Below are 8,982 nucleotides of genomic sequence, written 5' to 3'. Positions count from 1 at the left end.
CGGCGCGCTGCGCTCCGTACGGAAGGCATCGGCGGCGTCGGGGGGGGGCCGGGGGCGCCCCCCGGGGGGGGGGGCCCGGGGCTCGACGAGGTCCGTCGTGAGAGGTTCAGGAGGCTTCGAAGGCACCGAGATCCGGCGCCTGCCCGCTGTAGGGCAGACCGACATTGACGCCTTTGTCGATCAAGGTGCTGTTCGCCGCGAGGCGCAGGTTGCGCAGTACGGGCAGGCTGCCGTCGGTTTGGCGGGCCGCATCCCAGCCGGACGTCGACACGCTCTGGAACTGGGCGTCCGACAGGGAGATGCTCAGGTTCCAGGAGTTGTACGTGGCGCTGGTGCCGCTCATGTTCGAGGTCAGGGTGCCGGTGTAGGCGATGTTGTTACGGAGGTTGCCCCGGCCGACGGCGGCGCCGCTCGAGTCGACTCCCAGCATGTTGAAGTCGGGGTGGTTGCCGTAGCTGGTGTTGTTGAAGAAGTCGTTGGCGAGCGGGTGGTGGTTGGCGTAGAAGCCCGCCGCCTTGTTGGCGAAGGCCGCGGAGGTGCGGACGGTGTGCTTGACGGCCCCGGCGTCGTAGTCGCCGCCGTAGCCCCCCGCCTTGAACCCGTTGCCGTTGCCGGAGCCGGTGGTGGTTCCCGGTATGTATCCGTTCCGCCACGCCCAGGAGTTCTCGATGGTCACGGACGAATAGGCGTTGATGAGGTCGAAGCCGTCGTCGGAGTTCCACCATGCACGACATCCTCGGAACACGTTCCCGGGGTTGTTGGCGGAGATGTGCGCACCGAATCCGTCGGCGTTCTCACCGGCCCCACCGGAGCTGTTCGGGTCGTAGTTGTCGTGCGAATCCGAGTTGAGGACGAGGTTCCCTCCTCCGTTTTGAATGAACAGTCCTGGCCCCATATGGTGGTGGGTGTTGATCTGTTCAAAGGTGTTGTTGCTCCCGGAGATCCAGATCCCCCAGGACTCGTGGTTCAGATTGTTGTTCTGCGGGACGCCGGTGACTTCCAGCCCCTTGAGATGGATCCAACTGCCGGTGACATCGAAGCCCTTGATCCGGCAGTCGTCCGTCATGCGCGAGAAATTGAAGACCGGTTTTTCTCCGGGGTAGGCCAAGTAGTGGATCTGATTGCCTGAACTGCCGCTCTTGTTCAGGGTGATCGCGTCGACCCGGTCCGTCTGACTCTTGCAGCTGTTGATCCCATGCGTATAGGAGTACGTGCCGCCCCGGAAATACACCGTGTCGCCCGCCCCGACGACGGACTGCGCATGGGCGATCGAGGCCCAGGGGGCCGCCTGAGTTCCCGCGGCGCTGTCGCTGCCGTTCGGGGCGACGTAATAGACATTTCCGGCCGCTGCGCTGCTTGTGGCTGCCGAGCTGGGGGCGATGGTGAGGGGGGTCAGGAGGAAGGTGACGGCCGAGACCAGGAGGGCAGGCGTCACGCGGGAGGCGGATTTCATCGCTCGCTCCAGATGGTTGGGGAAACTCCTGGCGCAACCAGAACGTTCCATGTGTCAGAGGAAGCCGTCCATGGCCGCCGTCGGGCGCCGACTGCTGTCGTCCCAGGCCGAGCTGTTGTAGCTGTTGAACGAGGGGTAGCCCTCGGGCTCCCAGAAGAATGTGCCGAGGCCACCGAAGCCCTGCAGCCCGGTGATGAACGCCCGCAGTGAATCGCGCACCTGGGTGGGTTTGCCCACCGGCCCGCCGTACTCCACCTGCATGACCGGCTTGCCGTAGCCGGACTGGATGGTCTGCATATTGGCCAGCACGCCGGGCACGTTGCCGCCCTGCGCATACGAGGACAGGCCGGTGATGTCCCACTTCCCGCCGTTGTCCCGGTAGGCGTTCAGAAAGTTCTGGACGCCGCTCAGGTTCTGCGGCTGGGCCAGATGCACCAGCACGGGGGTGCTCGGGAAGACCTTTTTGGACATGTCGTACGCGGCGTTCAGCAGGCCCGTCATCTGAGCCGGGCGGCTGAGACTGCCGACCGGTTTGCAGATTCCGGAGTTGGATTCGTTGCCGATCTTCACCCAGGCGGGAGTGACGCCGTAGTACTTGATGACGTTGCACGAGTGGTAGACGTAGTCGTACATGGCGTCGAGCATCTGGCTGTAGTCCATGGCGGCCCAGGCGGCCGGCGGATTCTGCACCCCGGCCGAGTTCCAGGTGTCGCCGAAGTGGAATCCGATGAGGACCTGCATACCGGCGTTCTTGGCCCGCTGGGCCAGCTGCGCGGTCTCCTCGATGCTGCAGTGCCCGTTGGCCGGATCGCTGGAGGGGTTGACCCAGGTCCGCAGGGAGACCGCGGTGATGCCGTACCCCTTGAGGATGGTGAACAGATCCTGCCGCACTCCGGCGCTGTTGTTCCAGTAGTAGCCCTGCGCCTCCATCTGGGGCATCCAGCTGATGTCGGCGCCCCGGACGAACGCTGCGGCCTGCGCCTGCGCCTGCGCCTGCGCCTGCGCCTGCGCGGGGGCGGCGGCGGCTCCGAGCGCCACCGTTCCGGCACCGGCCGCGGCGCCCAGCAGTACGGTTCGGCGGCGCACACCACCTGGCCGTTGCTCACGTTCCTGTCCCTTTTCCATCTTCCGTACCTCCTCCATAGGCAGGTGCATGACAATTTGCGGGACCGTGAATCACTGTGACGCATTCGAATCACTGAGCTACAGATTGCTGCATAATGCTGCGCTCGGCGGCATCAAGTGTCAAGAGACGGGGGCGGGGTAGCGGCCCCGCAGGAGGACCTGACGATCAGGCGGGGCTGGATGAGCAACTGGCGGACGGGTACGGCCGACGGGTCGGGCGCGTCGAGGCGTTCCAGGAGCAGCCGCGCGGCTTGGGCGCCGATCTCGTGCTTGGGCGGCGCCACCGCGGTCAGGGGCACGTCGGCCAGGGAGGCGATCTCGTCGTCGTAGGCGATCAGCGCGATGTCGTCCGGCGTACGCAGGCCCTGGGAGCGCATCCGCCGGATCAGCTCGATCGCGTCGTGATCGGAGTGCACCAGCGCGGCCCGTGCGCCGTCGGCCAGGCACTCCTTGATGAACCGGTCATAGAGGCGGGTGGCCTCCGTGGGGCCGAGCGTGGGGCGTCCGCTGTCCAGGACCGGTGCGCCGGAGACGAGGCCCAGGTGCCGGACGGCCGCTTCGTACCCCTCGCGGAGCAGGGGCGCGGTGGGGCTGCCGTTGGTGAACAGCCCCACCCGCTCGTGCCCCAGGTTCATGAAGTGCCCGACCGCGCCGAACGCGCCCTGCTGGTGATCGGTGGCCACGAACTCGCCCGGCACATAGCGGTCGTACGGCCGTCGTTCCATCAGCACGAACGGCAGCCCGCCGGCCCGAAGCCGTTCGAACGGTTCCTGGGGCAGGACGTGGCCCGTGGCGGAGGCCACCAGCAGCCCGGTGGCGCCGGACGCGACCAGCTCATCGATCTGCTGGGTGTCATTCGGGTACGTGTAGTTGCTCAGGCCGATGACCACGCGGACGCCGCGCTCGGCGGCCACGGCCTGCACGCCGGCGACGACTCGGGGGTAGTAGTAGTGCGCCGACGGGACCAGCAATCCGAGCGTATGGGCCGAGGCAGGCTTGGTATCGGCGCGGAGAGGGCCGGACGGCGCGCCCGCCGGCCGCGGCTCGGAGGGCTGCCCGGCGGTGTGGGATGTCGCGAGCACGGCACCTCCGCGGACCCGGGTCACCCGCCCTTCGGCCTCCAGCTCGAGCAGATCCCGCCGGATGGTGGCGCGCGACACGTTCAGGCGCGCGGCGAGTTCGGTGACCTTCAGCCCCTCGGCTGCTTCCAGCTCCCTGACCAGTAGCTCATGCCGCTGCGCAACGAGCATGTCGGACACGGCCCCCCTGTGAACAGATTTGAACGATTCTAGCCCGCGGACTTCGTATGCCGTCCAGTACCGATCTTCGGCCCGTCGGCTGGTGGCGGCCAGTCGGGGGCGGGGTCCTCGGTGAGCAGCGGCCGGAGGGCGCCGAGGACCGCGCCGATGCAGACGTCGCGCAGCTGGGTGCGGGTGCAGGTCTCGTGGGTGAGCCAGTCGACGCAGAGGACCTGGACGAAGACCAGCCAGCTCTTCAGGACGCCGGACACGGCCTCACGGGCGCTCGCGTCCGCGAGTGGGAGTACGGCCAGCAGCCGTGCGCGGAGCGCGTCCAGCTCGTTCGTCATGATCGTCTGGATCACCGGGTCGCCCGCCAGGACCCGGTTCGCGGCGAGGACGGCGTTGCGGTTCGCCACGAAGTAGTCGAGGTGGACTTCCATGCCCTGGATGAGCTGTTCCACCAGGGAGTCGGCAGGGTCGAGCCGTGTCCCGGCGAGCAGTTGGTCCGCCGCCTGCTGGTAGACGGCCGTGAAAAGGGCGTGCTTGCTGGGGAAGTGACGGTAGAGCAGGGCCCGGGACACGCCGGCCTGTTCGGCGACCTCCTCCATCAGTACCTCGGCGTAGGGGTGTGCGGCGAAGAGCCGTGCGCCGACGGCGAGGAGTTGGGCGCGGCGGTCGGCGGGGGTGAGTCGCTGGCGAGGAGGCACGAACGCAGCTTAGTTGACATGAGTCTACTAGCGCACCCAGTCTAGTAGACCCATGTCAACTAAGCTCCGCCAAGACGGTTTGGAGGGAATATGGCCAGGGCTCTGCGCGTACTCGCGCAGCTGATGGGCTGGGCCTGCGTGGCGATCGGCCTGTTCCATGTGGCACTCGGCAACGCGGCGATCCCCGGCGCCGGTTCCGCCGGCGCGACAGTCGACAGCTGGGGCCGGTTCATGGGAGCCGGCTTCGCCGGCTACGGGCTGGCCTGGCTCTCGGCCGCGCGGCAGCGTCCGATTCCGGCTCGGGCGGTGCGGTGGCTGGCCGGCGTCTTTCTGCTGGGCGGGATGGGCCGGCTGCTCTCGCTCGCCGTACATGGCTGGCCGCAGTGGTTCCAGATCGCACTGGCGGCGATCGAGCTCGGCCTGCCGCCGGTCTTCCTCTGGCTGGCCGACGCGGAGGAGCGGACCCTGCGCGGCGATGTGGATGCTGTGCCCGCCGGGCGATGAAGGGGCCCGAGCTCGCCCGGATCGGACACTTGGGCAGGGAAGCCGGCACTTACGGCGTTCGGAGTTGCCGGGAAGCGGTGGGGGAGGGCAGCGGGATCTCCTGGGCGAGTTTGTCGCCTTCGACGTCGAGATCGGGCAGGAGACGGTTCAGCCACGCGGGGATCCACCAGGCCTTCTCCCGTGCGAATGCCATGGTGGCCGGGATGAATGTCAGGCGGATGATGAACGCGTCGATGAGGATGCCCGCGGCCAGGGCGAATCCCGCCTGTTTGATCATGGGTTGGGCGTTGAAGATGAATCCGGCGAAGACGGAGACCATGATCGTGGCTGCGGCCACCACGACGGCGCTGGCCTGGGCGAAGCCGGAGACGGTCGCCCGGAGCGGGTCGGCGCCGTGCATACGGGCCTCGCGCATGGAGGTGACCAGGAACATCTGGTAGTCCATGGCCAGTCCGTAGAGCACACCGGTGACGATGATGGGCAGCAGGCTCACCACCGGCGCGGTGGCGTCGATCCCGAACAGGAACTGTCCCCAGCCCCACTGGAACACGGCCGTGGTGACGCCGAAAGTGGCGGCGATGCTGAGCAGGAAGCCGAGCGTGGCCATCACGGGGACGACGACGGAGCGGAAGACCAGGAGCAGGACGATCAGCGAGAGTCCGAGAACGGTGGCGACGTACAGGGGAAGGACATCGGCGAGCCGGTCGGACACATCGATGGCGAGGGCGGTAAAGCCGGTGATGCCGACCGTGACGCCATGCTTCTCGCTCAGCTCCCGGCTCTTGTCCCGCACGGCGTTGACGAGGTCCTTGGTGCCGTCGTCGTTCGGTCCGTCGTCGGGAACGAGGCTGAGGACGGCCATGGTGCCACTGCTGTCCATCCCCGCCAGCGAGACCGACGCGGCGCCCTTGGTGTCCTTCAGTTCGGTGGTGGCGGCGGCGAGCGTCGTGGGGGTGAGGGGCCGGTCATCGCCGGAGGAGCGTGCCACGACCATGAGGGGGCCGTTGTAGCCGGCGCCGAAGGCGTCGCTCACCTGCTCGTAGCTCTGGCGTTGTGCGGTGTCGGGGTTGTAGCTGTCGCCGGACGGCAGGCCCATCTTCATGTCGAGGGCGGGCAGGGCCACTGCGAGGGGCGCGAGCAACGACCCCGCGAGGGCGAGGTACTTGCGGTGTACCAGCCCCGCTCCCCAGCGGGTTCCCCGCGTCGGTGTGGCCGTGGTGGCCCGCTGCCGCGCCGCGTGCCAGCTCCTGGTCGAACAGATGCGCTCCCGCACCAGGCCCAGGAGTGCGGGCAGCAGGGTGAGGGCGAGCATGACGGCGATGGCGATCGTGGCCGCGGCGGCGATGGCCATGGTGCTGAGCAGCGTGATGCCGACGACCAGCAGCCCCATCAGGGCGATGATGACCGTGCTGCCGGCGAAGAAGACCGCGCTGCCCGCGGTGCCGACGGCCCGCCCGGCCGCCTCGCCCGCGTCCAGGCCGTGGTCCAGGATCAGCCGCCGCTGCCGGTTGACGATGAACAGGGCGTAGTCGATGCCGACGGCGAGGCCCAGCATCAGGGCCAGTACGGCGGTGAGGGAGTGGATCTCGAAGACGGTGGAGAGGGTGAAGGCGCCGCCGACGCCCACCGTGACGCCGATGAGAGCGATGACCAGCGGCAGGCCCGCCGCCACGACCGACCCCAGGGTGACCAGCAGGACGATGGCCGCCACGACGACACCGACGATCTCGCCGACGCCCACGATCTCGGGTATCTCCATCATCGATGCCGACGGCAGGACATCGAGGTGGCCGCGCTCGGCCTGTCGCTCGGCGGCCTGGACGGTGCTGTCGATCGTCCCGGAGGGCAGCTCGTAGGTCTGCTGGTCGAACTGGAACTGCATCAGGGCGGTGGATCCGTCGGCCGAGACGACGACCCCTGGTACGGGTCGGCCGTCGGCCCGCAGGGGAGTCGGCGCCTTGCCTCGCGCCGGCTGCCCGGCGGCCTCGGCCACCGCGGCCTGGGCCCGTATCAGGGGACTCTTCTCGCCCTTGGACAGCTCATCGGCGAGGGCCTTGCGCGCGTCGATGACGTGCTCGTGGCGGTAGACCGCGTCCACCGCGCCGATGAGGGCGGCGCGGCTGTCCCTGCCGTCGACCCGCGTCCCGTTCCGCGCGCGAAACACCACCATGCCCTGTCCGCCGGACGCCTCGGGCAGGGACTTCGCCAGATCGTCGATGACCTCCTGGGCCGGGGTGCCGTCGATGCGCACCTCGTTGCTCAGCTTGACGGGGTTGACCGTGAGCAGGGCCACCACGGCTGACACCACCGCCAGCCAACCCGCGATGACGTACCAGGGCCTGGCGTAGGCGAACCGCCCCAACCGGTACAGCAGCACAGACACACCCTTCTCCTCTCTCCGACGCGGCCCCGGTGGGCATACGACCCCGGGGTGAGAGAGTACTATCAGATCGATAGTCAACTATCGAATCGATAGAGTCCTACCGCCGTACGGTCAGTTGGGTAGCCTGCGGTGCGGAATTGGGAGGAGCGAGAGATGACGAACGCCGCACCCGGCACACACCGGCGCCGCAGGGTTGACGCCCGCTCAAGTGCGGAGCGCATCGTTGCGGCCGGACGCAATGTCCTCGGCGCGGGCGAGGGCTCGTTGGAGCGGATCGCCGCCGAGGCGGGCGTGGGCATCGCCACGCTCTACCGGCACTTTCCCAACCGGGAGGCCATCGTCCGTGCCGTCCTCGACGACATTCTCGAAACCGACCTCCTCCCGCTGATCACCGACGCCTCCGCCGCCCGGCACCCGCGACAGTCCATCCTGGACATCGCCACCCGGCTGCTCGACCTGATCACCGAGGAGCGGGGACTGGTCACCTTTGCCGGCAACTTCGCGGACGTCGCCGTGGACGCCCTCCAGCGCTTCAGCGACTCCCTCCGCCCCCTGCTGGAGCGCGCACAGGAGCAGGGCGAGATCCGAGCCGACCTCACCGTGGACGACATCCCGCGCTTCCTCGTCATGGGCATCGCCGCCCTCGCGCTCCCCGGCACCACACCCGCCACACGCGCTCGCTTCACCGTCCTGCTCTTCGACTCGCTCAACCCCGCCAACGCGACCCCGCTCCCGCCGCTCCGCACGGAGACGGAAGAGGACGACCTCCACACCGCGGTCAGCAGCGCCATGAGCGTGGCTGAAAAATCGCGCAAGTCTGCGCCGTGATCCGGGTCCCTGGCCGTTCCTCTGGGCGCGGCCCGGGCGAAGATCGGGCGGTCCTCGGTCATGGAGTTCCCCGGAGGCGTCCGGTGCCGGTTCGATGGAGGCATACGGCGATACGGGGGTGAGAGCGTTGGACGTCACCGGTGCGGGTGCGCCGATCGTGGCGGTGGTCGGGGTGGTCGGGACCCTGCTGTCGGCCCTGCTGACCCAGTGCGCGGCCGAGCGCAGCCGACAGCGTGAGCAGGAGCGGACCGAGCGAGTGCGCGCGCGGGCGCGGGAAGCCGAGGTGCGGCGTACCTGTTACGTCGCCCTCAACACCTCCCTTCGGCACTATCTGGCCGCCCTCACCGACCAGTTGCACGCCCTGATCCGCGCGGAGGATCCGCGCGCGGCACGGCAACGTCTCAGCGAGGCCCGGGATCTGCACCGGGACGTGTACGCGGAGGCGCAGATGCGGCTGCCCGACCCCGTACTCGCCCTGGCCGGCGAGGTCACCCACGCGCTCGGCACCGTCTACGGCCGACTCCGGCGCCTGGACGACGGCGTCCCCCGACCGGGCGACTCGCTCGACGCCGCCCAGGGGGAGATCGACGCGCTGTGGGAACGGCTGCGGGAGCTGCGGCGCGGGATGCGTGCGGATCTGGGAGCTTCGGGAGTGTCCCGCCCGAGCCCGCCCGGGCCCGCTCCGCACCGCCCCCGAACCGATCCGGATGCGTTGCGGGCGCGTTCGGGGTGTTGATCGGG

At 68.8% G+C, this 8,982-nt stretch carries 8 protein-coding genes; 3 read left to right on the top strand and 5 right to left on the bottom strand.

Annotated features, from left to right (window positions below):
• Window positions 1-106 precede the first annotated feature (106 nt).
• The 4 genes from ACWDSL_RS10125 to ACWDSL_RS10110 form a co-directional block, all read right to left on the bottom strand.
• Entirely contained in the window at window positions 107-1,453 is a 1,347-nt protein-coding gene (locus tag ACWDSL_RS10125) for a right-handed parallel beta-helix repeat-containing protein (protein ID WP_450483593.1), read from the bottom strand.
• A gap of 54 nt (window positions 1,454-1,507) precedes the next feature.
• Entirely contained in the window at window positions 1,508-2,578 is a 1,071-nt protein-coding gene (locus ACWDSL_RS10120; RefSeq protein ID WP_450483591.1) for a glycosyl hydrolase 53 family protein, read from the bottom strand.
• A 113-nt stretch (window positions 2,579-2,691) separates the two neighbouring features.
• Window positions 2,692-3,828: a substrate-binding domain-containing protein gene (locus ACWDSL_RS10115; RefSeq protein WP_450483595.1), complete on the bottom strand. Its 1,137-nt coding sequence runs from the start codon at window positions 3,826-3,828 to the stop codon at window positions 2,692-2,694.
• A 38-nt stretch (window positions 3,829-3,866) separates the two neighbouring features.
• A complete protein-coding gene (locus ACWDSL_RS10110; RefSeq protein WP_450483589.1) occupies window positions 3,867-4,526 on the bottom strand; it encodes a TetR/AcrR family transcriptional regulator in 660 nt (219 codons plus the stop codon).
• 90 nt (window positions 4,527-4,616) lie between these two features.
• Between ACWDSL_RS10110 and ACWDSL_RS10105 the strand changes: the two genes are divergently transcribed.
• Entirely contained in the window at window positions 4,617-5,030 is a 414-nt protein-coding gene (locus ACWDSL_RS10105; protein ID WP_450483588.1) for a DUF4345 domain-containing protein, read from the top strand.
• 49 nt (window positions 5,031-5,079) lie between these two features.
• Here ACWDSL_RS10105 and ACWDSL_RS10100 read toward each other — a convergent pair whose 3' ends face one another.
• Window positions 5,080-7,413, bottom strand: coding sequence for an MMPL family transporter (locus ACWDSL_RS10100; protein WP_450483586.1), 2,334 nt, complete (start codon window positions 7,411-7,413; stop codon window positions 5,080-5,082).
• A gap of 153 nt (window positions 7,414-7,566) precedes the next feature.
• Here ACWDSL_RS10100 and ACWDSL_RS10095 point away from each other — a divergent pair, with 153 nt between their 5' ends.
• The gene (locus ACWDSL_RS10095) at window positions 7,567-8,241 is read left to right on the top strand and encodes a TetR/AcrR family transcriptional regulator (RefSeq protein ID WP_450483585.1); all 675 of its coding nucleotides are present in this window, start codon (window positions 7,567-7,569) and stop codon (window positions 8,239-8,241) included.
• Between the two features lie 127 nt (window positions 8,242-8,368).
• Entirely contained in the window at window positions 8,369-8,977 is a 609-nt protein-coding gene (locus tag ACWDSL_RS10090; protein WP_450483583.1) for a hypothetical protein, read from the top strand.
• Window positions 8,978-8,982: the final 5 nt, after the last annotated feature.

Source organism: Streptomyces sp. NPDC000941 (assembly GCF_053599555.1).
The sequence above is the reverse complement of the archived record's forward strand: the minus strand, read 5'-3'. Positions and strand labels throughout refer to the sequence as shown.